The organism is Pseudomonas sp. DR48 (assembly GCF_019823085.1).
Classification (GTDB): Bacteria; Pseudomonadota; Gammaproteobacteria; order Pseudomonadales; family Pseudomonadaceae; genus Aquipseudomonas.
In genome coordinates this window covers 3,744,535-3,767,151 of sequence record NZ_CP081946.1, presented here as the reverse complement: position 1 = coordinate 3,767,151, position 22,617 = coordinate 3,744,535, and the positions used below count along the sequence as shown (strand labels likewise).

At 60.4% G+C, this 22,617-nt stretch carries 26 protein-coding genes; 10 read left to right on the top strand and 16 right to left on the bottom strand.

Annotation, left to right across the window (positions count from 1 at the left end):
* Positions 1 to 169: 169 nt before the first annotated feature.
* From K5K95_RS17020 to K5K95_RS17000, 5 genes are all read left to right on the top strand, one after another.
* Positions 170 to 1,450 (top strand): glycerate kinase, encoded by a 1,281-nt coding sequence (locus tag K5K95_RS17020; protein ID WP_222585272.1) that lies wholly within the window; start codon positions 170 to 172, stop codon positions 1,448 to 1,450.
* Positions 1,440 to 2,855: a pyruvate kinase gene (gene pyk, locus K5K95_RS17015; RefSeq protein ID WP_222585271.1), complete on the top strand. Its 1,416-nt coding sequence runs from the start codon at positions 1,440 to 1,442 to the stop codon at positions 2,853 to 2,855. The genes K5K95_RS17020 and pyk overlap by 11 nt, the downstream gene beginning before the upstream one ends.
* 147 nt (positions 2,856 to 3,002) lie before the next feature.
* Complete coding sequence (locus K5K95_RS17010) at positions 3,003 to 3,917, top strand: urea transporter (protein ID WP_222585270.1); 915 nt, start codon at positions 3,003 to 3,005, stop codon at positions 3,915 to 3,917.
* Positions 3,918 to 3,938: 21 nt separating this feature from the next.
* Positions 3,939 to 4,763, top strand: a complete 825-nt coding sequence (locus tag K5K95_RS17005; protein ID WP_222585269.1) for an ion transporter — start codon at positions 3,939 to 3,941, stop codon at positions 4,761 to 4,763.
* 93 nt (positions 4,764 to 4,856) lie between these two features.
* A complete protein-coding gene (locus tag K5K95_RS17000) occupies positions 4,857 to 5,855 on the top strand; it encodes a sulfate ABC transporter substrate-binding protein (protein ID WP_222585268.1) in 999 nt (332 codons plus the stop codon).
* A gap of 156 nt (positions 5,856 to 6,011) precedes the next feature.
* On the opposite strand, the gene K5K95_RS16995 is transcribed toward K5K95_RS17000, so the two are convergent.
* Entirely contained in the window at positions 6,012 to 6,641 is a 630-nt protein-coding gene (locus K5K95_RS16995) for a DUF5666 domain-containing protein (protein ID WP_222585267.1), read from the bottom strand.
* A 234-nt stretch (positions 6,642 to 6,875) separates the two neighbouring features.
* Here K5K95_RS16995 and K5K95_RS16990 point away from each other — a divergent pair, with 234 nt between their 5' ends.
* Entirely contained in the window at positions 6,876 to 8,081 is a 1,206-nt protein-coding gene (locus K5K95_RS16990) for an MFS transporter (protein ID WP_222585266.1), read from the top strand.
* A 61-nt stretch (positions 8,082 to 8,142) separates the two neighbouring features.
* Here K5K95_RS16990 and K5K95_RS16985 read toward each other — a convergent pair whose 3' ends face one another.
* Positions 8,143 to 8,547 (bottom strand): type II toxin-antitoxin system HicB family antitoxin, encoded by a 405-nt coding sequence (locus tag K5K95_RS16985; protein WP_208671878.1) that lies wholly within the window; start codon positions 8,545 to 8,547, stop codon positions 8,143 to 8,145.
* Between the two features lie 315 nt (positions 8,548 to 8,862).
* Between K5K95_RS16985 and K5K95_RS16980 the strand changes: the two genes are divergently transcribed.
* On the top strand, positions 8,863 to 9,582 hold the full coding sequence (locus K5K95_RS16980) for an SDR family oxidoreductase (RefSeq protein WP_222585265.1): 720 nt from the start codon (positions 8,863 to 8,865) through the stop codon (positions 9,580 to 9,582).
* Between the two features lie 126 nt (positions 9,583 to 9,708).
* Complete coding sequence (locus K5K95_RS16975) at positions 9,709 to 10,176, top strand: helix-turn-helix domain-containing protein (protein WP_090181594.1); 468 nt, start codon at positions 9,709 to 9,711, stop codon at positions 10,174 to 10,176.
* A 182-nt stretch (positions 10,177 to 10,358) separates the two neighbouring features.
* On the opposite strand, the gene K5K95_RS16970 is transcribed toward K5K95_RS16975, so the two are convergent.
* From K5K95_RS16970 to ccmA, 10 genes are all read right to left on the bottom strand, one after another.
* On the bottom strand, positions 10,359 to 10,763 hold the full coding sequence (locus K5K95_RS16970; protein WP_222585264.1) for a hypothetical protein: 405 nt from the start codon (positions 10,761 to 10,763) through the stop codon (positions 10,359 to 10,361).
* A 31-nt stretch (positions 10,764 to 10,794) separates the two neighbouring features.
* A complete protein-coding gene (gene ccmI / locus K5K95_RS16965) occupies positions 10,795 to 11,997 on the bottom strand; it encodes a c-type cytochrome biogenesis protein CcmI (RefSeq protein WP_222585263.1) in 1,203 nt (400 codons plus the stop codon).
* Entirely contained in the window at positions 11,994 to 12,464 is a 471-nt protein-coding gene (locus K5K95_RS16960; RefSeq protein ID WP_222585262.1) for a cytochrome c-type biogenesis protein, read from the bottom strand. The genes ccmI and K5K95_RS16960 overlap by 4 nt, the downstream gene beginning before the upstream one ends.
* Complete coding sequence (locus K5K95_RS16955) at positions 12,461 to 12,997, bottom strand: DsbE family thiol:disulfide interchange protein (RefSeq protein WP_222585261.1); 537 nt, start codon at positions 12,995 to 12,997, stop codon at positions 12,461 to 12,463. The genes K5K95_RS16960 and K5K95_RS16955 overlap by 4 nt, the downstream gene beginning before the upstream one ends.
* On the bottom strand, positions 12,994 to 14,982 hold the full coding sequence (locus K5K95_RS16950; RefSeq protein WP_208671873.1) for a heme lyase CcmF/NrfE family subunit: 1,989 nt from the start codon (positions 14,980 to 14,982) through the stop codon (positions 12,994 to 12,996). Before K5K95_RS16950 ends, K5K95_RS16955 begins: the two co-directional genes overlap by 4 nt.
* Positions 14,983 to 14,985: 3 nt before the next feature.
* On the bottom strand, positions 14,986 to 15,441 hold the full coding sequence (ccmE, locus tag K5K95_RS16945) for a cytochrome c maturation protein CcmE (protein ID WP_054596313.1): 456 nt from the start codon (positions 15,439 to 15,441) through the stop codon (positions 14,986 to 14,988).
* Positions 15,438 to 15,614, bottom strand: coding sequence for a heme exporter protein CcmD (gene ccmD / locus K5K95_RS16940; RefSeq protein WP_027922383.1), 177 nt, complete (start codon positions 15,612 to 15,614; stop codon positions 15,438 to 15,440). Before ccmD ends, ccmE begins: the two co-directional genes overlap by 4 nt.
* Complete coding sequence (locus K5K95_RS16935) at positions 15,611 to 16,366, bottom strand: heme ABC transporter permease (RefSeq protein ID WP_090181584.1); 756 nt, start codon at positions 16,364 to 16,366, stop codon at positions 15,611 to 15,613. Before K5K95_RS16935 ends, ccmD begins: the two co-directional genes overlap by 4 nt.
* A 78-nt stretch (positions 16,367 to 16,444) precedes the next feature.
* Positions 16,445 to 17,113 carry a heme exporter protein CcmB gene (gene ccmB, locus K5K95_RS16930; protein WP_090188533.1) on the bottom strand — a complete coding sequence of 223 codons (669 nt, stop codon included), beginning with the start codon at positions 17,111 to 17,113 and terminating at the stop codon, positions 16,445 to 16,447.
* Positions 17,110 to 17,745, bottom strand: coding sequence for a cytochrome c biogenesis heme-transporting ATPase CcmA (ccmA, locus tag K5K95_RS16925; RefSeq protein WP_222585260.1), 636 nt, complete (start codon positions 17,743 to 17,745; stop codon positions 17,110 to 17,112). Before ccmA ends, ccmB begins: the two co-directional genes overlap by 4 nt.
* Before the next feature lie 197 nt (positions 17,746 to 17,942).
* Between ccmA and K5K95_RS16920 the strand changes: the two genes are divergently transcribed.
* A complete protein-coding gene (locus tag K5K95_RS16920) occupies positions 17,943 to 19,517 on the top strand; it encodes a flagellar hook-length control protein FliK (RefSeq protein WP_222585259.1) in 1,575 nt (524 codons plus the stop codon).
* On the top strand, positions 19,514 to 19,843 hold the full coding sequence (locus K5K95_RS16915) for an EscU/YscU/HrcU family type III secretion system export apparatus switch protein (RefSeq protein ID WP_222585258.1): 330 nt from the start codon (positions 19,514 to 19,516) through the stop codon (positions 19,841 to 19,843). Before K5K95_RS16920 ends, K5K95_RS16915 begins: the two co-directional genes overlap by 4 nt.
* A gap of 117 nt (positions 19,844 to 19,960) precedes the next feature.
* Here the strand turns inward: K5K95_RS16915 and K5K95_RS16910 are convergent, their stop codons facing one another.
* From K5K95_RS16910 to K5K95_RS16895, 4 genes are all read right to left on the bottom strand, one after another.
* Positions 19,961 to 20,353, bottom strand: coding sequence for a DUF2802 domain-containing protein (locus K5K95_RS16910; protein ID WP_222585257.1), 393 nt, complete (start codon positions 20,351 to 20,353; stop codon positions 19,961 to 19,963).
* A complete protein-coding gene (locus tag K5K95_RS16905) occupies positions 20,354 to 20,839 on the bottom strand; it encodes a chemotaxis protein CheW (RefSeq protein ID WP_008155806.1) in 486 nt (161 codons plus the stop codon).
* 89 nt (positions 20,840 to 20,928) lie between these two features.
* Complete coding sequence (locus tag K5K95_RS16900) at positions 20,929 to 21,813, bottom strand: CheW domain-containing protein (RefSeq protein WP_222585256.1); 885 nt, start codon at positions 21,811 to 21,813, stop codon at positions 20,929 to 20,931.
* A gap of 1 nt (position 21,814) precedes the next feature.
* On the bottom strand, positions 21,815 to 22,603 hold the full coding sequence (locus K5K95_RS16895; protein WP_090181574.1) for a ParA family protein: 789 nt from the start codon (positions 22,601 to 22,603) through the stop codon (positions 21,815 to 21,817).
* Between the last annotated feature and the right edge of the window lie 14 nt (positions 22,604 to 22,617).

The window sequence follows — 22,617 nt, the reverse complement described above, 5'->3', positions numbered from 1 at the left end:
TCAGAGGCTGGCCCGTTCCTTGTGGGAGCGGGCTTGCCCGCGATGGCATCAGCTCGGTCTACCTGAAAAACCGCGTCGCCTGAATCGCAGGCAAGCCAGCTCCCACAGGGACCGGGCTTGGCCATAGATGATTGTTCTATCCCAATAACAAGAATTCCGGGAGCCCGCCATGTCGGTCGATCCGCAACAACTGCTGCGCGAGCTGTTTGCCACAGCCATCGACGCGGCCCATCCGCAACACGTCCTCGAAGCCCATTTACCCAAGGATCGCAGCGGTCGGGTGATCGTCATCGGCGCAGGCAAAGCCGCCGCCGCGATGGCCCAGGTGGTCGAGCGCTGCTGGCAGGGTGAAGTCTCAGGTCTGGTGGTGACGCGTTACGGTCACGGCGCCCCGTGCGAAAAAATCGAAGTCGTCGAAGCCGCTCACCCGGTGCCTGACGCTGCTGGCCAAGCCGTCGCCAAGCGCGTGTTGGAACTGGTCAGCAACCTGACCGAAGAAGACCGCGTGATCTTCCTGCTCTCGGGCGGCGGATCGGCGTTGCTCGCCCTTCCGGCCAAAGGCATCACCCTGGCCGACAAGCAGTCGATCAACAAAGCCCTGCTCAAATCCGGCGCCACCATCGGCGAGATGAATTGCGTGCGCAAGCACCTCTCGGCGATCAAGGGCGGCCGTCTCGGCAAAGCCTGCTGGCCTGCCACTGTTTATACCTACGCGATTTCCGATGTGCCGGGCGACCTCGCTACCGTCATCGCCTCCGGCCCCACCGTGGCCGACCCAAGCACGTCGGCCGAAGCCCTGGCGATCCTCAAACGCTACGGCATCGATGTCCCGGCCTCGGTGCGCACCTGGCTGCAAAGCCCGGAATCGGAAACCGTCAAACCGGGCGATCCGAGCCTGGCGCGCAGTCATTTCCAATTGATCGCCCGTCCGCAGCAATCCCTGGAAGCGGCAGCGGTGAAATGCCGTCAGGCCGGTTTCAGCCCGCTGATCCTCGGTGACCTGGAAGGCGAATCCCGGGAAGTGGCGAAGGTTCACGCCGGCATCGCCCGGCAAATCGTCCTGCATGGCCAGCCGCTGGCGGCGCCTTGCGTGATTCTGTCCGGGGGCGAAACCACCGTCACCGTGCGCGGCAATGGCCGTGGCGGACGCAACGCCGAGTTCCTCCTGAGCCTGACCGACAGCCTCAAAGGCCTGCCCGGCGTCTACGCGTTGGCCGGCGACACCGATGGCATCGACGGCTCCGAAGACAACGCCGGCGCAATCATGACCCCGGACAGCTACGCCCGCGCCGCCGCCCTCGGTTTGAGCGCCAGCGATGAGTTGGACAACAACAATGGCTACGGTTATTTCGAGGCGCTGGACGCACTGATCGTCACCGAGCCGACCCGCACCAACGTCAATGACTTCCGCGCCATCCTGATCCTCGAGAGCCCTAAACATGACGCCTGATAAAAAGGTCAAAATCCTCGCCACCCTCGGCCCGGCCACCGACGGGATCGACGATATCCGTGAATTGGTGCAGGCCGGGGTCAACATTTTTCGCCTGAACTTCAGCCACGGCGATCACGCCGACCACGCCCAGCGCTATCAGTGGATTCGTGAAGTTGAGCGCCAGTTGAATTACCCGCTGGGCATTCTGATGGACCTGCAAGGCCCGAAACTGCGGGTCGGCAAGTTCGCCGAGGGCAAAGTGCAGTTGCATCGCGGCCAAGCCCTGCGCCTGGACCTCGACCCGACACCCGGCGATCAGCGCCGCGTTAACTTGCCTCACCCGGAAATCATCGCCGCGCTGGAACAGGGCATGGACCTGCTGCTCGACGACGGCAAATTGCGCCTTCGCGTCGTCACCAAGTACGCCGACGCCATCGACACCACCGTGCTCAACGGCGGCGAATTGTCCGACCGCAAAGGGGTGAACGTGCCGCAAGCGGTGCTGGACCTGAGCCCGCTGACCGCCAAGGACCGTCGCGACTTGAGCTTCGGCCTGGAGCTGGGCGTGGACTGGGTCGCGCTGTCGTTTGTGCAACGCCCGGAAGACATCCGCGAAGCCCGCGAACTGATCGGCGACAAGGCGTTCTTGATGGCCAAGATCGAGAAACCATCGGCCGTGACACAGCTGCGCGAGATCGCCGAATTGAGCGATGCGATCATGGTCGCTCGCGGTGACCTGGGCGTGGAAGTGCCGGCCGAAAGCGTGCCGCAGATTCAGAAAAACATCATCGCCCTCTGCCGTCAGCTCGGTAAACCGGTGGTGGTGGCGACGCAAATGCTGGAGTCGATGCGCTTCTCCCCTGCCCCGACCCGCGCCGAGGTCACTGACGTGGCCAACGCCGTGGCCGAAGGTGCCGACGCGGTGATGCTGTCGGCGGAAACCGCGTCCGGCGAATACCCGCTGGAAGCCGTGCAGATGATGAGCAAAATCATCCGTCAGGTGGAAAACGGCCCGGACTACCAGGCGCAACTGGATGTCAGCCGGCCTAAGGCTGAGGCGACGGTTTCCGATGCGATCAGCTGCGCGATTCGGCGTATCAGCAACGTGCTGCCGGTGGCGGTGCTGGTCAATTACAGCGAGTCGGGCACCTCGAGTTTGCGTGCGGCGCGGGAACGGCCGACGGTGCCGATCCTCAACCTGACCCCGAACCTGCAGACGGCGCGCCGTTTGACGGTGGCGTGGGGGGTGCACTCGGTGGTCAATGATCGGCTGCGGCAGGTCGACGAAGTGTGCTCGACGGCGCTGGAGATTGCGCAGGCCCAAGGCATGGCGCAGCGCGGAGACACTTTATTGATCACCGCGGGTGTGCCGTTTGGGCAGCCGGGGTCGACTAACTCACTGCGTATCGAGACATTGATCTAGAGCGCCTATACCGGCCTCATCGCCAGCGGGCTGGCTCCCACATTGGTTTTGTGTCGATCACGGAATCAAGACTGAACGGAGATTCACTGTGGGAGCCGGCCTGCTGGCGATGCAGCCGTCTCGGTTTCACTGACTTTCAGAACTGCCATGCCTGCCAACCACTTCAACACCCACTGCCCCGATTGGGCGACTGCCCTGCTCAACGGTTTCAGCCAGATCTTCCTCCAGCGCCATCCGCTGTGCGGTCTGCTGTGCCTGTTGGCGATTCTTTTTACCGCGCCGGCCTTGCTTGGCGGTGCGCTGCTCGGTGGCGTCGCCGGGCTGCTCACCGCGCAGCGCCGCGGCTACGCCAAGGCCGACCGTCAGGCCGGACTCTTCAGCTACAACGGCGTTTTGCTCGGCCTGCTGCTGAGTCTGTATTTCCCTTGGTCCGCGATGTTGCCTCTGGTGATCATTGCCTGCGGCGGTCTGAGCGCAATGATCACCCAGCAGTGGCTCAAACGCGTGCGGATCAGCCAATACCTGCCTGCCTACACCGCACCTTTCGTGGGGATCAGCTGGCTGCTGTTGTGTTTCGCCACCCCTTCGACGACGGCGCATTTGATCGAAATCAACACGCTAAACATGCTCGCCGCCCCATTCAAAGGCCTGTGCCAGGTGATGTTCCTGGGGCATCCGCTGGCCGGTGCGTTGATTGCTGCCGGTTTGCTGATCGCTGATCGCCGCGCATTCTGCTGGGCGTTGTTGGCATCTGTCGCGGGCATGGGCTGGAGTCTGTTGAACCACGACTTCTACACCGCTCTGCTGGGCCTCGGCAGCTATAACGCCGTTCTCGCCGCCCTCGCCTTCAGCTCGCAGCGCCAGCCGTCGTGGCTGCCGGTGGCCGGCATAGCCTTGGCGCTGCTATTGACGCCGATGTTTGCGGCTGTCGGTATGCCCACGCTGACCGCGCCATTCATCCTCGCCTGCTGGCTGCTGCGTATCGCCACTCAAAAGCTCGGCAAAGCCTCGGTCGCCCATGAGCCTTGCGCTACTGGGGAGAATCAACCTAGGCTTCGCTGATCATTGGTTCAGGCGGTATCCATGGACAGCAGCAAAGACTGGCGTAAAGACCTTTACGTCATGGTTTTCCAAAGCGACACCACGGCAGGACGGCGCTTCGACGGCATCCTGCTGTTGATCATCCTCGCCAGCATCATCATCGTGATGCTCGACAGCATCGACGCGATCCACCAGAACTACGCCAATGTGCTGGCGTACATCGAGTGGGGCTTCACGATCATCTTCGCCATCGAATACGGTCTGCGGCTTTATTGTTCACCCAAGCCGTTGCGCTATGCGTTCAGCTTTTACGGGCTGGTGGATTTGCTGGCGATCGTGCCCGGCATCCTTGCGCTGTATTACGCCGATGCGCAGTACCTGCTGATTATCCGGATCATCCGGATGCTGCGGATCTTCCGTGTGCTCAAGCTCAGCCCGTACCTCAAGCAAGCCAACTATTTGATGTCGGCGCTGCGCGGCAGCAAGCAGAAGATCGTGGTGTTCCTCGTCAGCGTCTGCACCCTGGTGACGGTGTTCGGCACATTGATGTACGTGATCGAAGGCCCGGAACACGGCTTCACCAGCATTCCCAAAGGCATCTATTGGGCGATCGTCACGCTGACCACTGTTGGCTTCGGCGACATCGTGCCCAAGACGCCGTTGGGCCAGGTGATTTCATCGCTGGTGATGATCACGGGTTACTCGATCATCGCGGTGCCGACCGGGATCTTCACTGCGGAACTGGCCAACGCCATGCGCGGCGAACAGCTGCAACATGATTGCCCGGTGTGCAAGAAAAGCAGCCATGAACATGGCGCCGCATTCTGCTCGCGCTGTGGCAATGCACTGTTCAGAAAACTGGAATAAGCAAAGTGCTTTTTAATCTTTAAAGGACTATGCGAGCGCAGTTATAGTCGCTGGCAAATTGCCTCATATTTAAATTAGAACAAGGAATGCGCAGTGAAAAAACTCTTTGGCGCCTCACTTCTGGCCGCTGGCCTGGCACTGACCAGCGTGGCTCAGGCCGCACCGACCCTGCTCAACGTTTCCTACGACGTGATGCGCGATTTCTACAAGGACTACAACACTGCGTTCCAGAAACACTGGCAAGCCGAGCACAACGAAAACATCACTCTGCAGATGTCCTTCGGTGGTTCCAGCAAACAGGCGCGCTCGGTGATCGACGGCCTGCCGGCTGACGTCATCACCATGAACATGGCCACTGACATCAATGCTTTGGCGGACAACGGCAAACTGGTTCCGGACAACTGGGTCACCCGCCTGCCGAACAACAGCGCACCGTTTACCTCGGCCACCGTGTTCATCGTCCGCAAAGGCAACCCGAAAGCCCTGAAAGACTGGCCCGACCTGCTCAAGGACGGCGTGCAAGTGATCGTGCCGAACCCGAAGACTTCGGGTAACGGCCGCTACACCTACCTCTCGGCCTGGGGTTACGTGCTGAAGAATGGCGGCGACGAAAACAAGGCCAAAGACTTCGTCGGCAAACTGTTCAAGCAAGCACCGGTGCTGGATACCGGTGGCCGCGCAGCGACCACAACCTTCATGACCAACCAGATCGGCGACGTGCTGGTGACCTTCGAAAACGAAGCGGAAATGATTGCCCGTGAGTTTGGCCGTGACCAGTTTGAAGTGATCTACCCAAGTGTCTCCGCCGAAGCCGAGCCGCCGGTGTCCGTGGTCGACAAAACCGTCGACAAAAAAGGCACCCGCGCCGCGGCCGAGGAATACCTGAAGTACCTGTGGTCCCCGGAAGGCCAGGAGATTGCAGCGGCAAACTACCTGCGTCCGCGTGATCCGGCCGTGCTGGCCAAGTACACCGACCGCTTCCCGAAAGTGGATTTCCTCTCGGTAGAGAAGACCTTCGGTGACTGGCGCAACGTGCAGAAGACCCACTTCAATGATGGCGGGATCTTTGATCAGATTTACAACGGCCAGTAATTCCTGAGCCCAACACTGACTGATCGTTCCCACGCTCTGCGTGGGAATGCAGCCCGGGACGCTCCGCGTCCCAACAGCGGACGCAGAGCGTCCAATGAGGCATTCCCACGCAGAGCATGGGAACGATCAGTGGTGAGTTCATTCCTCGATGTACCGTTACATCGGTGGCGTAACACCCTCCTTGCCCGCCGAGATCGATTGCGCGGTCAGCGTCCCGTCTGCACTTTGGGTGACGAACGTGACGATCTTCACCCCGACCTTCAACAAGCTGCGATCGCCTGGCACCAGGTTCACGATCGGCACGTCCTCCGGCACCAGAATTTTCTGCTGCCCGCCCTTGTAGTTGACGGTCAGGATCCGGCCGTTGCTGACCACCAGATCCCCCACGCTGCCATTGGTCATGCTGCTGCCCTTGACCAGATCGAACGGCCGATGCCCATCGCCGCTGCCCGCCAGTTCCGGTGGGAAGACATGGACTTCCAGCGCCTTTAAAGTGCCGTCGTCCTGCGGTATCGCCGCCGTACCAATGTAGCTGCCGGGCTTGATGTCTTCGATATTGGCCAGGGTGACGGCGCGGACCTTGGTGTCCGGGGTCAGGTTGATGACCACGTTTTCACCACTGTTGACGTGAACTTTCAAGGCATCCGGGCTCACCCCGGTGATCTCGCCCCGCACGCCGATGCGCATGCCCGGTGCGTCTGCAGCCTGGGCCACGCCCGCCGTGAACAAGCCGATCAAGGTGAGAGCTGAAACGCCGCGAACAAAGTGACGAAACATCGCATTCATGGAAGTGCCTTCCGGTTATGAAACGTGAGGGAGAACATAAGCACGCTATCGAACAGGATGTAAGTGAATGTATCATCAGACCTCAATGTTTTGACGCAAGGCTCATCGACGGACACTACAGGCGTCCGTCACTCATTCCGCAAAGGAATGATTGCTATCACTTCAAACCCTCTTCTGCCCAATTCGATACCTGTTTAGCCTGCGCGCATCCTCTTCTGTTCAGCGAGACTCGTTATGAACCCAGCGACCCAGGTGCCCCACGGCACCGCGACAATGACCAAAGGCATGGTGATGCTGTTCGCCTTTTGCTGCGGCGCCATTGTGGCCAACATCTACTACGCCCAGCCGATCATTGGCCTGATCGCGCCGGACATCGGCCTGACCAGCACAATGGCCAGCCTGATTGTTTCGCTGACCCAGATCGGTTACGCGCTGGGTCTGTTCTTCCTCGTGCCGCTGGGCGATCTGCTGGAAAACCGCCGCCTGATGATCATCACCACCGTGGTGGCGATTGCCAGCCTGTTGGGGGCTGCGTTCACCGATCAGCCAAACGTGTTTTTGCTGATCTCGCTGTTGGTGGGGTTCAGTTCGGTGTCGGTGCAGATACTGATTCCGCTGGCCGCGCACCTGGCGCCCGAAGAGTCGCGCGGCCGTGTGGTCGGCGGGATCATGGGCGGTTTGCTGCTGGGCATTTTGTTGGCGCGGCCGGTGTCCAGTGTCGTGGCTGACCATTTCGGCTGGCGTGCGATGTTCGTGATTGCGGCGGTGTTGATGGCCGCGATCAGCGTTGTGCTGGCGCTGACCATTCCCAAGCGCCAGCCTGATCACAGCGCGTCCTATGGTCAGTTGCTCGGCTCTCTGTGGACGTTGTTGCGCCAACAACCGGTGTTGCGTCAACGCGCGTTCTACCAGGGCTGCATGTTCGCCACGTTCAGCCTGTTCTGGACCGCCGTGCCGCTGGAGCTGGCGCGCAATCATGGCCTGTCGCAAACCCAGATCGCGATCTTCGCCCTGGTCGGTGCCATTGGCGCCATCGCCGCGCCCATTGCCGGTCGACTGGCCGACGCTGGCCACACGCGCATCGCGTCATTGCTGGCCCTGCTGTTCGCCAGCCTGAGTTTTCTGCCAGCCTTCATCCATCCGGCCTACAGCGTTATCGGCCTCGCGGTCACCGGCGTGGTGCTCGACTTCTGCGTACAAATGAACATGGTCCTCGGCCAACGCGCGGTCTACGCCCTCGACGCCAAAAGCCGCAGCCGCTTGAATGCGCTGTACATGACCAGCATCTTCATCGGCGGCGCGTTTGGTTCATCGGTGGCCAGCGCGGTATATGAGCAAGGCGGTTGGTTATGGATCGTGATCGTGGGCAGCGCGTTCCCGTTGTTGGCGTTGTTGCGGTTCTTGAGTGTTTCGCACAAAGCATCGCTGGTGACGGCTTAAGGCGACAAAAGCTTCGCGGGCGATCCAACCAGCCCGCGATTGCAACGCATCCGACAGACACTCAGTGCCGAACCAATTTCTCCATCGCCGCATCTGCCAGAAAGGAGGAACGGCTTTTGACATTGTGCTCACGTACATACCGGTCAATGCGCTGGATCACATAACCGGGAAGCGTGACGTTTACCTTCTCGGTTTTGCCCATGTACGGCGCGATGTCCAGTTCCAGCATGCCCCAACCCATGTTGGCAAAATCAGGGTTCCCACGGTGAACAGCCGCTGAGGTCGGCATAGGTATCGACTCTCCGTCCGCCGCAATCTCCTGAAGCATGATGTGAGCAATTTCGATTGCCGCGTTATAGGCGTCTTCAAACGTATCCCCGGCCGTTACGGCGCCTGGAATATCGGGGATCTGAATACCGATGGCGGTGTTCTCGTCGCCCCACTCGATACAGATTGGATATTGCATTATGGATCTCCTGCATAACTGGCTCCCAGGCAGTACAGTCCGGCTCGCCTCCTTGTTCAGGCTCAAAAAAGTAACCCTAGAGTTATTTTTCCTCAAGCATAAAAGCCGGATTGGGACGCGCGGTTGTTTTACAGGGTGTTTATGTGGGACACGGCATTCCCCTGAATGAATCCTTTTGCGCGGTGTGATTCGTTACGCCGAGGTCAACCCGGATTACACTCAACGCCCAAAGCCTGAAGCGATGCTGGATGCGACTCGCAGCTGATCCTTCAAACGCGGCCTGATCCGGCGGCATGTTCTTTCAAGGAGCGTGAAATGACTCGACGTACCTTTCTCATTACCGGTGCCAGCAAAGGCATTGGTCGGGCAGTGGCCGAGCATCTGGACCGCGCCGGGCATCGGGTGGTCGGCATTGCCCGAACGCCCGACCTGAGCTTTCCCGGGATTCTGTTTCCGCTGGACCTGGGCGACAGAACGCTGACCCAGGAGGTATTGACGGACCTGGCCAGGACTTACGAGTTCGACGGACTGGTGAACAACGTCGGACTGGTCCGCCCGCAAGTGCTGGGTGAAATCGATCTCGACACCTTCGATGACGTGATGCGGGTCAACCTGCATTCGGCGTTGCAGGCCACTCAGGCGCTGCTGCCGAACATGCGCGCCAAGGGTTGGGGTCGGGTGGTCAACATCTCCAGTTTGACGGTGCTTGGTATCACTCAGCGCACCGCGTATGCAGCGGCCAAAGCGGCGTTGATCAGCTTCACCCGGTCCTGGGCGCTGGAACTGGCACAAACCGGCGTGACGGTAAACGCGGTAGCGCCGGGGCCAACGGAAACGGAACTGTTTCGGGCGAACAATCCACCGGGCAGTGAAGGTGAAGCACGGTATCTGGCGGGTGTACCGATGGGGCGTTTGGGGCAGCCTCAGGAGATCGCTGCGGCGATTGCGTTCTTGTTGTCGGAGCAGAGCGGGTTTATCACCGGACAAACGTTGTTTGTCGACGGCGGATCTTCGATAGGCAAAGCCGCGTTCTGACTGACTGCACCCGTCCGGGGGGCGTTGTTAAAAACGAGCTGACGTTTCGATTATTTCGTTTATTGCGATTTTCGATTAATTCGAATAGCCTGCGTGCTTCGATTATTCAGAATATTGGAAACCGCCATGCCACCTGTCATCCACCCGCCGATCACCTTGCCAATGGAACGCGAAGTCCAGGCAGCCGTCGAGGGGCAGCGTGCCTTGGCGGCCTATCTCGCCACTCAATTCGACACTCAGCGCATCCAGATTTTCGACGAGCAGAACGAAGCTCACAGTGTCGAGCTCCCGACCTCGGCACTGCGGCTGCTTGTCGACATTTTGGCTGAGCTCGCCGCGGGCAACGCGGTAAAAGTGGTCCCGATTCACGCAGAACTGACTACCCAGGAGGCGGCTGACTTGCTCAACGTCTCACGTCCGCACCTGATCAAACTGCTCGAATCCGGCGACTTGTCCTACCACAAAACCGGCAAGCACCGACGTGTGCGCTTTGCCGATTTGATGGACTATAAAAACCGGCGCGACACTGCCAGCGAGCAAGCAATGATGCTTCTTGCCGAGCAGGCACAAGCGTTAAGGACAGGATACGAGTGAGGCGGCGCAGCGCCAGCGACAGCAGTTGAAGATGCCGCCGATGGATGTCAGAACCTATCTTGATCTTCTGCTACGCCAAGGCCTGATCAAGTCGGTCAATGCGTTGAATCCTTATCAGTCCATTCTCTGAAACTCTCAGACCCCAAACAGCAAAACGGCGATCCTGAGATCGCCGTTTTCATTTACTGCCCGAATTGCCTGCCCAATCCACCTGGTACGCCATGGATGTCTGTTTCTTCCCATGGCCCGTGAGGGCTGACCGAGCGGCTCCAGCCGTTGTTCCAGCGGTAGTAGGTGCGCTGGCGGTAGAAGGTGTTGGGTTGATCGTCGAGCACGTACACGCCCATCTTGGGATCCCAGTGGCTGTTGCCGCCCGGAGGCGGCGCGAAGCTGGCGGAGGTGCGTGGCAGTGGTTTGGCCGGTTTGCTCGGGGTGGTCGATTTGCCTGGTACCGTCGATGGCGCCGGTTTGGTGCTGGGCTGCGAAGGCGGGATCGGCGGCAGCCGCGTCGGCTCGGGCCGTTGGACCGCACAGGCGCTCAGCCCCAGGACCAGACTGAGCAGGGTGATACGAGCGATGGCGGTCATGGCGGTGCTTCCTGTTAATTGTCCCGGACGGCTATTTGTCCGGGCTGTCGATGGTCAGTTTTTGCGGCGCGTTGGTGCTACTGGCCAGGGGCTGGCTACGACCGATCCATTCGCCGGCAGTCGGTTGGCCGGCGCGGGAAATGCGCGCAACCAGTTGGACTTCAGGGAAGTTCGACAGTTTCAACTGCGGCATCATTGCGTCGGCATCGCCCAGTTCGACGGTTGCCGGCAAGTCGGCCACGGTCAGGCGTTTGGCGGCCAGTGGCGCCGGTGGCCCTGAAGTGGCACGGGCGAAAATGAACACGCTGTCGCCGGGCTGAACCTTGGCCTTCAGTGCTGGCGCTAGATCGACCGTGACTTTCAGCAGCGCAGCCGCCTTGGCCGCTGGCGCCTGGGCGACTTTGCCGCCGCCGGCTTCGAGCTTCTCGGTGGCCCTGGCAATCCCGCCTTGCAGCGCCGCACGGGAATTGTCCTCCGGCGGCAGTTGCGCCAGCAGGCGATTCCAGTAGTCGATGGCATCCTGATAACGCTGGCTTTCAAACGCAGCGATACCGAGCAGGCCAAGGCTGGTGACTTCTTTCGGATCGGCCTTGAGCGCTTCGTCGGTCAATGCCTGAATCTTGTCCGACCATTTTTTGCCATCGGCGAAATACTGGGCTTGCGCCCATTGGCCGAGCAGTTCCGGCTGACGACCGGCCAGGTTCACCGTGCGCTCGAAGATCCTGGCAGCATCGCCCGGACGGTCCTGAGCCATGTAGGTGCGACCGAGGTAGTACAAGCCTTCGGCCGATTCCGGTTGAGCCGCGACCGCGCGTTCCAGACGCCGGGTCATTTCTTCCATCGACTGCGGCGCCTGGGAGAATTCGCGGGTCAGTTCGACTTTGTCGCTGGCACCAAAATGCAGGTACAGGCCAAGGCCCAGGACCGGCACCAGAATCGCCGCCAGCAAAGGCAATGGCTTGCCCAGGCGCGACACCCTCGGTGCCTCGACGCCTTCAGTGTCGGCGAGCAACTCACGGGCGGCTTCAGCGCGCCCGGTGTCCATCTGCGCAGTGTCCAGAACGCCCTCTTCCTGCTGAGTCTGCAACTCAGCCACGCGCTCTTGATACAGCGCAACGTTTAGGGCAGTACGATCCTCTTCAAGCTGCGCGCGACGGCCACGCAGAACGGGGATCAACAGAAAACTCAGGGCAACCAGAAGTAGCAGACCTGCAGCGAGCCAGAAATCAATCATTCTTGGTTTTTATCCAACAGGTGGTCGAGGCGCTCACGCTCCTCGGCAGAGAGCTCATCCTTGGTGTCAGCGCGTTGCACGCGACGACGGCGGACGATCACGGCGATGATCACGAAACCGCCCAGCAGCAGGCCGGCCGGGCCGAACCAGAGCAAGGCTGTCTTGGCGTTCAGAGCGGGTTTGTAACGGACGAAATCACCGTAGCGATCGACCATGAAATCGATGATCTGCTGATTGTCCTTACCCTCGCCCAACATGCGGAAAATCTCTTTGCGCAGGTCGGCGGCGATCGGTGCGTTGGAATCGGCGATGTCCTGATTCTGGCACTTGGGGCAACGCAGTTCTTTGGTCAGCTCGCGAAAACGCTCGCGATCCGCTTCTTTGGCAAACTCATAGGTGTCGATGGCCGCGTGGGCGACGCCAGCCATGCTCAAGCCCAGTACGGCCGCAGTGATCCAGCGCTTCATGGCTTGGCCTCGTCGACCAGTGCCTGGTACTTGGTCGCCAGTTTTTCGCGCCAGACCTGCTCGTCGATCACCCCGACAAACTTGTCGCGGATGATGCCTTTGGCGTCGATGAAGAAGGTTTCGGGAGCACCGTAAACGCCAAGGTTCAGCCCGAGGGAGCCGGCGTCGTCACGAATGTCCAGCTGATACGGGTTGTGGAATTCGGTCAGCCACTTCAAGGCGTCGGCGTTGACGTCCTTGTAGTTGATCCCGTAAATCACCACGCCCTTCTCGGCCAGTTTGTTCAGCACCGGGTGCTCGACCCGGCAGGAAATGCACCAAGTGCCCCAGACGTTGACCAAGGCCGGTTTGCCAAGAATATCGGCCTTGGTCAGGGTCTTCTCGCCCTGCACCGCTGGCAGGGAGAACTCAGGGAACGGCTTGCCAATCATTGCCGAGGGTAACTCGGCCGGGTCCAGATAGAGCCCGCGATAAAGGAAAACAGCCACCACCAGAAAAATCGCCAGTGGCAACAGCATCAACCAACGTCTCATGCAGTGGCTCCAGTCATGCCAAGCGCTTCACGCACGCGGCTTTTCACCTTGACCCGATAACGCCGGTCCAGCGCTGCCAGCAACCCGCCGAAACCTGTGAGCAGGCCACCGAACCAGATCCAGCGCACGAACGGTTTGACGTGAACGCGCACCGCCCAAGCGCCATCGCCCAGCGGTTCGCCCAGTGCAACGTAGAGGTCACGGGTGAAACCGGCGTCGATCCCGGCTTCGGTCATCATCGAGTTCTGCACGGTGTAGAGGCGTTTTTCCGGGTGCAGCACGCTGACTTCCTTGCCGCCCTTGATTACCCGAATGGTGCCTTTGTCAGAGGTGAAGTTGGGGCCTTCGAAGTGCTTGGCGCCTTCGAACACGAAGTGATAACCGGCCAGGTCCATGGACTCGCCCGGGGCCAGGCGCAAGTCGCGTTCGGCACTGTTCTGGCTCGACAGCACGACGCCGAGGGCGCAGACAGCGATGCCCAAGTGCGCGATTTGCATGCCCCAATAACTGCGGGTCAGGGTCGGCAGGCCTTTGATCAGGCCTTTGTGGCGAGTCTTGTCGAGGATGTCGCGCACACCGGCCAGCAATACCCAGGCCGCGAGCATGAACGTCGCAATCACCGCCCAGTTGAAATCGCCATAAGCGACACCGGCCACCACCGCCAACGCGGCGCTGCCGAGTAATACCGGGGTCAGCATGCTCATCAGCCATTTGACCGGGGTGTCTTTCCAGCGCACCAGCATGCCGACAGCCATCACCACCATCAGCAACGCCATCAACGGCACGAACAGCGCGTTGAAGTACGGCGGACCGACCGACAGCTTGGCGCCGGTCATTGCATCGAGAATCAGCGGATACAAGGTGCCGAGCAGGATCATCGACGCCGCCACCACCAACACCAGGTTGTTACCCAGCAACAGGGTTTCCCGGGACCAGAGATTGAAGCCGACATGGCTCTTCACCACCGGAGCGCGCAGGGCGAACAGGGTCAACGAACCACCGACCACAAACAGCAGGAAGATCAGGATGAACACGCCGCGCTCAGGGTCGGAGGCAAACGCGTGAACCGAGGTCAGCACGCCGGAACGCACCAGGAACGTACCGAGCAGGCTCAGCGAAAAGGCGGCAATGGCCAGCAACACCGTCCAGCTCTTGAACACGCCACGCTTTTCCGTGACCGCCAGGGAGTGAATCAGCGCGGTGCCCACCAGCCAAGGCATGAAGGAGGCGTTTTCCACCGGGTCCCAGAACCACCAGCCGCCCCAGCCGAGTTCGTAGTAGGCCCACCATGAACCGAGCGTGATGCCGATACCGAGGAACGCCCAGGCGACGATGGTCCAAGGACGGGACCAGCGTGCCCACGCCGCATCCAGACGACCGCCGAGCAACGCGGCGATGGCGAACGCGAAGGCTACGGAGAAACCGACGTAGCCCATGTAGAGCATCGGCGGGTGAACGATCAGGCCGATGTCTTGCAGCAAGGGATTGAGGTCGCGACCGTCCGCCGGAATCTGCGGCAGGATCCGTGCGAACGGGTTGGACGTGAGGATCAGGAACAGCAGGAAACCGGTGCTGATCATGCCCATCACCGCCAGCACCCGGGCCAGCATCACTTGCGGCAATTGCCGGGAGAACACCGACACCGCGAAGGTCCAGCCCCCGAGGATTAGGGCCCAGAGCAACAACGAACCTTCGTGAGCGCCCCATACGGCGCTGAACTTGTAATACCAGGGCAAGGCGCTGTTGGAGTTGCTGGCCACATACGCAACGGAGAAATCGTCGGTCATGAAGGCGTAGGTCAGGCAACCGAAGGCAAAGACCAGAAAGGTGAATTGCCCCCACGCAGCAGGCTGCGCCAGGCTCATCCACAAACGGTCACCGCGCCAGGCGCCGAGCAACGGCACGACGGCTTGAACCAGCGCGAAACACAGCGCCAGGATCATGGCCAACTGGCCCAGTTCAGGGATAAAGATCGCGGAAGTCATCAATTAACCCTCTTTCGCAGGTGTCGGCGCCGACTGACCGCTGTCTTTCAACGCTTTGGTCACTTCGGGCGGCATGTACTTCTCGTCGTGCTTGGCCAGCACCTCATCAGCGACCACAACGCCGTCAGCGTTGAGCTTGCCGAGGGCCACGATGCCCTGCCCTTCGCGGAACAGGTCCGGCAGGATGCCACGATAGGTGATGGTCACGGATTTGTTGAAGTCGGTAACGATGAATTTGACGTCCAGCGAGTCGCCGGAACGTTGCAGCGAGCCCTTCTCGACCATGCCGCCAGCGCGGATGCGCGTGTCTTGCGGGGCTTCGCCGTTGGCGATCTGGGTCGGGGTGTAAAACAGATTGATGTTCTGCTGCAGGGCGCTCAAGGCCAGGCCGACCGCAGCGCCGACACCAACCAGGATCGCGAGAATGATGATAAGACGCTTTTTGCGCAGCGGATTCACTTGCCGTTCTCCCGGCGCAAACGACGCGCCTCTTGTTGCAGATACCGCTTGCGGGCCAGGATCGGCGCCGCAACGTTGAGGACCAGCACCGCCAGGCAGATGCCATAGGCTGACCAGACATACAGGGCATGATGCCCCATGGCGAGGAAGTCGCCGAATGAAGCAAAACTCATCGAACGGCCTCCAGACTGTTCTGCACTTCAGCCTTTACCCAGCTCGCCCGGGCTTCGCGCTTGAGCACTTCAAGGCGCATGCGCAGCAGCAATACCGCGCCGAAGAAACAGTAGAAACCCAGCACCGTCAGCAGCAACGGCAGCCACATCTCGGCGGGCATGGCCGGTTTTTCGGTGAGGGTGAAGGTCGCGCCCTGGTGCAGGGTATTCCACCATTCCACCGAGTACTTGATGATCGGGATGTTGATCACGCCGACAATCGCCAATACCGCACACGCCTTGGCGGCGCTGTCACGATTGCTGATGGCGTTGCCCAGCGCAATAAGACCGAAGTACAGAAACAGCAGAATAAGCATGGACGTTAGTCGCGCATCCCAGACCCACCACGAGCCCCAGGTCGGCTTGCCCCAGATCGCGCCGGTGACCAGCGCCACGGCGGTCATCCAGGCACCGATGGGCGCCGCGCATTGCAGGGCGACGTCGGCCAGTTTCATCTTCCACACCAGCCCGACCACGCCGCACACGGCCAGCATGACATAGCAGGACTGAGCCAGCATGGCAGCCGGAACATGGATATAGATGATGCGAAAGCTGTTGCCTTGCTGGTAATCCGGCGGCGCGAAGGCCAGGCCCCAGACGACGCCGACGCCAATCAGCAGCAACGCGGCGATGCTCAGCCACGGCAGCAGTTTGCCACTGATGCCGTAAAACCATTTGGGCGAGCCGAGCTTATGAAACCAGGTCCAGTTCATTACTGTTTCCATCACGGTGGCTGCTCGTTATTACAAGCAGCCCAGGGTCTTTACTGGTCAAATTTTGACCAGACCTCATTATTCGCCGACGCTGATCTTCAGGCCAGCAGCTATTGCAAAAGGTGTCAGGGTTATCGCCAGGGCGGTCAGGCTACCAAGCCACAAGAGATAACCGGTCGCCGGCATGCCCTGCAAGGCTGCCTGCAAGGCGCCACTGCCGAGAATCAACACCGGGATGTACAGCGGCAGAATCAGCAGGGCCAGCAATAGACCGCCGCGCTTCAATCCTACCGTCAGGGCTGCGCCCACCGCACCGAGCAGGCTCAGCACCGGTGTACCGAGCAATAAGGAAAGCAGCAACACCGGCAGACAAGCGGTTGGCAAACCGAGCATCAACGCCAGCAGTGGAGCGAGCAAAACCAGTGCCAGGCCAGAGAAGGCCCAGTGTGCCAGTACCTTGGCCAAAACCAGAAGAGGCAGGGGGTGCGACGAAAGGACCCACTGTTCCAGGGAACCGTCCTCGAAATCACTGCGGAAAAGCCCGTCCAGCGAGAGCAACACCGATAAAAGGGCCGCCACCCAGACCAGCCCCGGAGACAAGGTTTGCAACAATTGAGACTCAGGCCCGACTGCCAGCGGGAACAGCGATACCACGATTGCAAAGAATACCAGCGGATTGGCCAGCTCCGCCGGACGGCGGAACAGCAGACGGGCCTCACGGGCGACCAACAGGCCGAAAACACTCATACGGCCCATTTCCCCAAATCAATGTCGCGATAGGTGGCCGGCATCCGGCTCAGCGTATGGTGAGTGGTCAGCACCACCATGCCGCCGCGCTCACAGTGGGCGGCCAGGTGTTCTTCGAGTTGCGCCACGCCTTGTTTGTCGAGCGCGGTAAACGGTTCATCAAGGATCCACAGCGGCGGGCTGTCCAGGTAAAGACGCGCCAGCGCCACGCGGCGTTGCTGCCCGGCGGACAGCGTGTGACAGGGAACATCCTCGAAGCCGCGCAGGCCGACAGCACCCAGCGCCTGCCAGATTGCGTCGTGAGACGCGGGTTGATGCAAGGCGCAGAGCCAGCTCAGGTTCTCTTCCGGCGTCAGCAGATCCTTGATCCCGGCGGCATGGCCGATCCACAGCAGGTTGCGCGCCAGCTCAAGACGCTGATCGTTCAGCGGTTGGCCATTGAGCAGCACTTGACCGGCGGTCGGCTGCATCAAGCCGGACAGCAAGCGCAACAGGCTGGTTTTGCCACTGCCGTTGGGACCGCTGATTTGTACCATTTCGCCACTGCCCAGTCTCAAATCGAGATTTTCGAAGAGCAGCCGAAGGTCTCGCTCACAAGCGAGGGCAACGGTTTGCAGGACTGGACTGGTCAAGAGATCACGGGCCTTTTGCGGTTCAAGTCGGCGGCACAGCGGCCGCTAAAGAGATGCAGCATAGATGCATTGGCGGCCTGTTCTAGAGAGCTGCGTCAAACAATTGCAATGTTTTCGCCACTCCCCGAAAGACGGGCGGCATTATACATGCCATGCCCTACTCTAAAGAGTGCATTTTCCTCAGGTTGTGACCGCGTATGACAGGCGAAATGAACATCCTCCCGCTACCGCAAACCACGCCCGCGACGTCGCGGCCATTGGTGGTGAGTGGCGACCTGCTCAAGCTAGTGACGCCGATGGCGGGCCTGATCAGCGCCGGCCAGACCGCCCAGGCCGAAGTGCTGTCGCTCAAGCAGGCGGATCAGAGCTTTCAACTGTTGCTCAAAGTCACCCTCGACAGCGGCCGCCAGACCACGGTTCAAGCCACCAGCACCCAACCGCTGCCCCAAGGCACCAGCCTGGCGATTACCCAACCGTCGGCGAGTAACCTGGCGATCACCGTACAACAGGCCATCGCGTCCAGCGTCGCCACCCTCACCCGCATCGACACGGCGCAACTGCCGGTCGGCACCTTGCTGCAAGGCAAAGTGTTGACCTCGCAAGTGCTGCCGCAGGTGCCGGGCCAGCCCACGGTGTTTCGCTCGATGGTGAGCCTGCTCAACACCGCGTTGAGTGGCAGTACGCTGAGCATCGACAGCCCGACGCCCTTGCGCATCGGCACACTGTTGAGCGCCTTGGTGCAGGACACGCAAACACTGAAATTCGTGCCATTGAGCAACCGTCAAGAGCAACTGGCGATCACCCAGCAACTGGTCAGCCAGCAGAGCCGCCAAGGGTCATTGGATGGTTTGATCAACGCGCTGCAAAACCTGACACCATCGGACCAGACGTCCAGCGACCTGCGCAGCGCCGTGGAAAAACTGCTGGCGGGTTTGCCGGACGTTCAACAACTCAGTACGCCCAAAGGCCTCGCTCAAGCGCTGGCCAATAGCGGCCTGTTCCTTGAAGCGAAATTGCTGACCGGACAGAACCCGACGCTGGCACCGGACATGAAAGGCGACCTGCTCAAGCTGATCGCACAACTGACGCCAGGGCTGCCGGCCAATACCACTCTCAACGCGATCATCGCCGCCAATACGCTGGTCCAGACCATGCCAAGCTTCGTGCGTAGCGCCTTGGGCATGCTCGGCCAGGTCAGCGCCAAACCGCAACCGACCAGTTTCCCGCTCCCCGAACGCCTGCTGCAAAGCCAGGACGGTGAAAACGATCTGGAGCATTTGTTGCGCCTGGCAGCGGCGGCGGTTTCGCGCCTGCAAAGCCATCAACTGTCGAGCCTGGAACAGACTGGCGTGACGGACGATGGTCGATTGCTTAGCACTTGGCAGCTGGAAATCCCCATGCGCAACCTGCAGGACATCGTGCCGTTGCAGGTCAAGTTCCGGCGCGAAGAAGCCCCCGAAAAAGAACCACCGCACGAACGCCGCGACGAACGCGAGCCGAAACAGCAACTGTGGCGTGTAGATCTGGCGTTTGACATGGAGCCCCTGGGCCCATTGCAGATTCAGGCGCAGCTAATCAAGGGCAGCCTGTCCAGCCAGCTCTGGGCCGAACGGCCGTATACCGCGAGTCTGATCGAAAGCAATCTGGCCGCGCTGCGCCAGCGCCTGCTGGATTGCGGGCTGAACGTCGGCGATCTCGACTGCCACCTCGGCGCACCGCCACAAGGCACCCAAACCCGCCTCGAACAACGCTGGGTCGACGAAACCGCATGAGAAATACAGACACCCCACGCCAGGCCATCGCCCTCAAATACGACGGCACCCACGCCCCGACGCTCACGGCCAAAGGCGATGAAGAACTGGCCGAAGCCATTCTGCAGATTGCTCGCGATTACGAAGTGCCGATCTATGAAAACGCCGAGCTGGTGAAACTGCTGGCGCGGATGGAGTTGGGGGACAGCATCCCGGAGGAGCTGTACCGCACGATTGCCGAGATCATCGCGTTTGCCTGGAACCTGAAGGGCAAGTTTCCAGAGGGGCATGATCCGAATGCGCCGAGGGTGGAGAAAGACGTCACCGAGCGCGGGGATGACTATTGATTCCGTGTTGAATGCAAAAAGATCGCAGCCTCGTTCCACTCGACAGCTCCTACAGGGGTACGCGATCCCAATGTAGGAGCTGTCGAGTGAAACGAGGCTGCGATCTTTTGATCTTTCTCAGTTCTTATGCAGCTTACGCATCAACTCCGCCTCAGCCTGGGTCAACCCGCAAGACTGAGTCAGTTCATCAACGGTAGCGCCCATCCCCACCAGCCGCGCCGCTTGGGCAAACGACAGGCTCGAGGGGTCACGCTGCTCCAGCTGGGCCAGTTTGTCCGGCAGAGGGCTGACCACGGCGCGCAGTTCGTGCAGGGCTTCACCCATGCGCACGCTGCCGCTTTGATAGTCGTCGACGCGCTTGCCCAGGTCCTTGATGCGCTGATCGCGCAGTGCATCACCCTGGGCCTGTTGCGCGGCTAGCAGCCGTTGAGCGCGAATGTACGCCAGAAACATTGCCAGCGTGCCTGCCCAGAAAAGGAACAGGACAATGACCGCTACCTCAAGAATCAATCAGATGTTCTCCAGATCCGACCATTCTTCTTCGCTCATCATCTTGTCCAGCTCGACCAGGATCAGCAGTTCGTTGTTCTTGTTGCACACGCCTTGAATGAACTTGGCGGACTCTTCGTTACCGACGTTTGGCGCGGTTTCGATTTCCGACTGACGCAGGTAAACCACTTCGGCCACGCTGTCGACCATGATCCCGACCACTTGCTTGTCGGCTTCGATGATGACGATACGGGTGTTGTCGCTGATTTCGGCATTCATCAGGCCGAAGCGCTGACGGGTGTCGATCACGGTGACCACGTTACCGCGCAGGTTGATGATCCCCAGCACGTAGCTCGGAGCACCCGGGACCGGGGCGATTTCGGTGTAACGCAGGACTTCCTGAACGCGCATCACGTTGATGCCGTAGGTTTCGTTGTCCAGTTTGAAGGTTACCCATTGCAGGATCGGATCTTCAGAACCTTTTGCATTCGTCGCTTGATTACTCATACCCTGACCCCTCGAAAAACCGCTTCTGGCGGCGTGTGTTCTGTGTGGCGGCATTCAACAATGCCGTCGCATACTTGTTATGTCGGCTGTTATGTCGGTTTATGTAGCGGCTTGCTGCCACCCATGTGCTTTGCCCCGCCGCTGGCGATCAATTCGGCCAGCTCGGAAACGTCCAGCAGCGCACACATGTGCTCAATCACCGTGCCGGCGAGCCAAGGCCGCTGACCTCGATGACTTCTCCATTTGATTTCGTTCGGGTCCAGGCGCAACGAGCGGCTGACCTGATGCACCGCCAGCCCCCATTCGTAACCCTGAACCGAAATGACGTATTGCAGGCCCTGGCGGAAATCGTCGCGGTAGCGGTCGGGCATGACCCAGCGCGCGGTGTCCAGGACTTTCAGGTTGCCGGCCTGGCTTGGCAGGATCCCGAGAAACCATTCCGGTTGGCCGAACAGCGGCGTCAGCTCGTGGCCTGCCAGGGAATAAATGGACCCCAGGCACACCAGCGGCACCGCCAGGGTCAACCCGGCGACATCGAACAGCAAACATTCGAACGGTTCGGCGGCCCATGACGGACGACCGTCGGTTTCCACCGGTGGCGGCGTGTTGCTCGGCGGCAGGTGGACTTCGACCACCGGCGGCACCAGGGTTTGCAGCAGCGGCGCGAGCGTCGAGACCGGTGAAAGAATCGGCGCCGGCGCTTCGATCACCGCGACCGGCGCTGGCTCAACGACAGGCGCAACCGAGGCCGCGACGACAGCAGGTTGGTGCGCATCGCGAGCCTGCTCTTCGAGCACCGCCGCCTGGAACTCGTCCAGCGCCGCTTCAACTTCGACCGTTTCAACGACTTCGATGACTTGAGCAACCGCTTCGACTTCCAGCGGCAATTCTTCGGTCGCCTCCATCAACAAGCTGTCCAGGTAAGACTGGAGCGCGAGTTGCGGACGCGACGTGATTTTCACCGGCCGATTCATCTCACGCCACCTGCGGGACAAGTTGAGCGGCGAGCAAATGCTTGAGCAATGCGCGATACGCGAGAACGCCACGGCTCTTGCCATCGAATTGCGAAGGCGTCAGCCCCGCCCGGCTTGCGTCACGCAGGCGGGTATCGACCGGGATGTAGCCTTGCCAGATTTCTTCCGGGTATTTGTCGCGCAGCACGCGAAGCGTCCCGAGGGAAGCCTGGGTGCGGCGGTCGAACAGGGTCGGAATGATGGTGAACGGCAACGCCACTTTGCGTGAACGGTTGATCATCGCCAGGGTGTTGACCATGCGTTCCAGGCCTTTGACGGCCAAGTGCTCGGTCTGTACCGGAATCACCAATTGCTGGCTCGCCGCCAAGGCATTGACCATCAGCACACCGAGCAATGGCGGGCTGTCGATCACGGCGTAATCGAAGTCTTGCCACAACTGCGCAAGGCTCTTGGCGATCACCAGGCCCAAACCGCTCTGGCCCGGCGACTGACGTTCAAGCGTGGCCAGCGCGGTGCTCGATGGCAACAGCGAAATATGTTCATGACTGGTCGGCAGCAGCAATTGACCGGGCAAACCTTGCGGCACGCTGCCCTTGTGCAGGAACAGGTCGTAGCTGCTGTGTTCCAGAGTGTCGGGGTCGTAGCCGAAGTAGCTGGTCATCGAGCCGTGCGGATCGAGATCGACCACGACCACACGCTTGCCCGCCTCCGCCAATAAACCGGCTAAAGCGATAGAGGAAGTGGTTTTACCAACACCACCCTTTTGATTGGCAACGGCCCAGACTCTCATTCGGATTGTTCCTC

Bases quoted from the DNA above. Each gene is read 5' to 3' on its own strand.
- K5K95_RS17020 (WP_222585272.1), top strand. From the start codon at position 170: ATGTCGGTCGATCCGCAACAACTGCTGCGCGAGCTGTTTGCCACAGCC.
- pyk (WP_222585271.1), top strand. From the start codon at position 1,440: ATGACGCCTGATAAAAAGGTCAAAATCCTCGCCACCCTCGGCCCGGCC.
- K5K95_RS17010 (WP_222585270.1), top strand. From the start codon at position 3,003: ATGCCTGCCAACCACTTCAACACCCACTGCCCCGATTGGGCGACTGCC.
- K5K95_RS17005 (WP_222585269.1), top strand. From the start codon at position 3,939: ATGGACAGCAGCAAAGACTGGCGTAAAGACCTTTACGTCATGGTTTTC.
- K5K95_RS16995 (WP_222585267.1), bottom strand. From the start codon at position 6,641: ATGAATGCGATGTTTCGTCACTTTGTTCGCGGCGTTTCAGCTCTCACC.
- K5K95_RS16990 (WP_222585266.1), top strand. From the start codon at position 6,876: ATGAACCCAGCGACCCAGGTGCCCCACGGCACCGCGACAATGACCAAA.
- K5K95_RS16985 (WP_208671878.1), bottom strand. From the start codon at position 8,547: ATGCAATATCCAATCTGTATCGAGTGGGGCGACGAGAACACCGCCATC.
- K5K95_RS16980 (WP_222585265.1), top strand. From the start codon at position 8,863: ATGACTCGACGTACCTTTCTCATTACCGGTGCCAGCAAAGGCATTGGT.
- K5K95_RS16975 (WP_090181594.1), top strand. From the start codon at position 9,709: ATGCCACCTGTCATCCACCCGCCGATCACCTTGCCAATGGAACGCGAA.
- K5K95_RS16970 (WP_222585264.1), bottom strand. From the start codon at position 10,763: ATGACCGCCATCGCTCGTATCACCCTGCTCAGTCTGGTCCTGGGGCTG.
- ccmI (WP_222585263.1), bottom strand. From the start codon at position 11,997: ATGATTGATTTCTGGCTCGCTGCAGGTCTGCTACTTCTGGTTGCCCTG.
- K5K95_RS16960 (WP_222585262.1), bottom strand. From the start codon at position 12,464: ATGAAGCGCTGGATCACTGCGGCCGTACTGGGCTTGAGCATGGCTGGC.
- K5K95_RS16955 (WP_222585261.1), bottom strand. From the start codon at position 12,997: ATGAGACGTTGGTTGATGCTGTTGCCACTGGCGATTTTTCTGGTGGTG.
- K5K95_RS16950 (WP_208671873.1), bottom strand. From the start codon at position 14,982: ATGACTTCCGCGATCTTTATCCCTGAACTGGGCCAGTTGGCCATGATC.
- ccmD (WP_027922383.1), bottom strand. From the start codon at position 15,614: ATGAGTTTTGCTTCATTCGGCGACTTCCTCGCCATGGGGCATCATGCC.
- K5K95_RS16935 (WP_090181584.1), bottom strand. From the start codon at position 16,366: ATGAACTGGACCTGGTTTCATAAGCTCGGCTCGCCCAAATGGTTTTAC.
- ccmB (WP_090188533.1), bottom strand. From the start codon at position 17,113: ATGAGTGTTTTCGGCCTGTTGGTCGCCCGTGAGGCCCGTCTGCTGTTC.
- K5K95_RS16920 (WP_222585259.1), top strand. From the start codon at position 17,943: ATGACAGGCGAAATGAACATCCTCCCGCTACCGCAAACCACGCCCGCG.
- K5K95_RS16915 (WP_222585258.1), top strand. From the start codon at position 19,514: ATGAGAAATACAGACACCCCACGCCAGGCCATCGCCCTCAAATACGAC.
- K5K95_RS16905 (WP_008155806.1), bottom strand. From the start codon at position 20,839: ATGAGTAATCAAGCGACGAATGCAAAAGGTTCTGAAGATCCGATCCTG.
- K5K95_RS16900 (WP_222585256.1), bottom strand. From the start codon at position 21,813: ATGAATCGGCCGGTGAAAATCACGTCGCGTCCGCAACTCGCGCTCCAG.
- K5K95_RS16895 (WP_090181574.1), bottom strand. From the start codon at position 22,603: ATGAGAGTCTGGGCCGTTGCCAATCAAAAGGGTGGTGTTGGTAAAACC.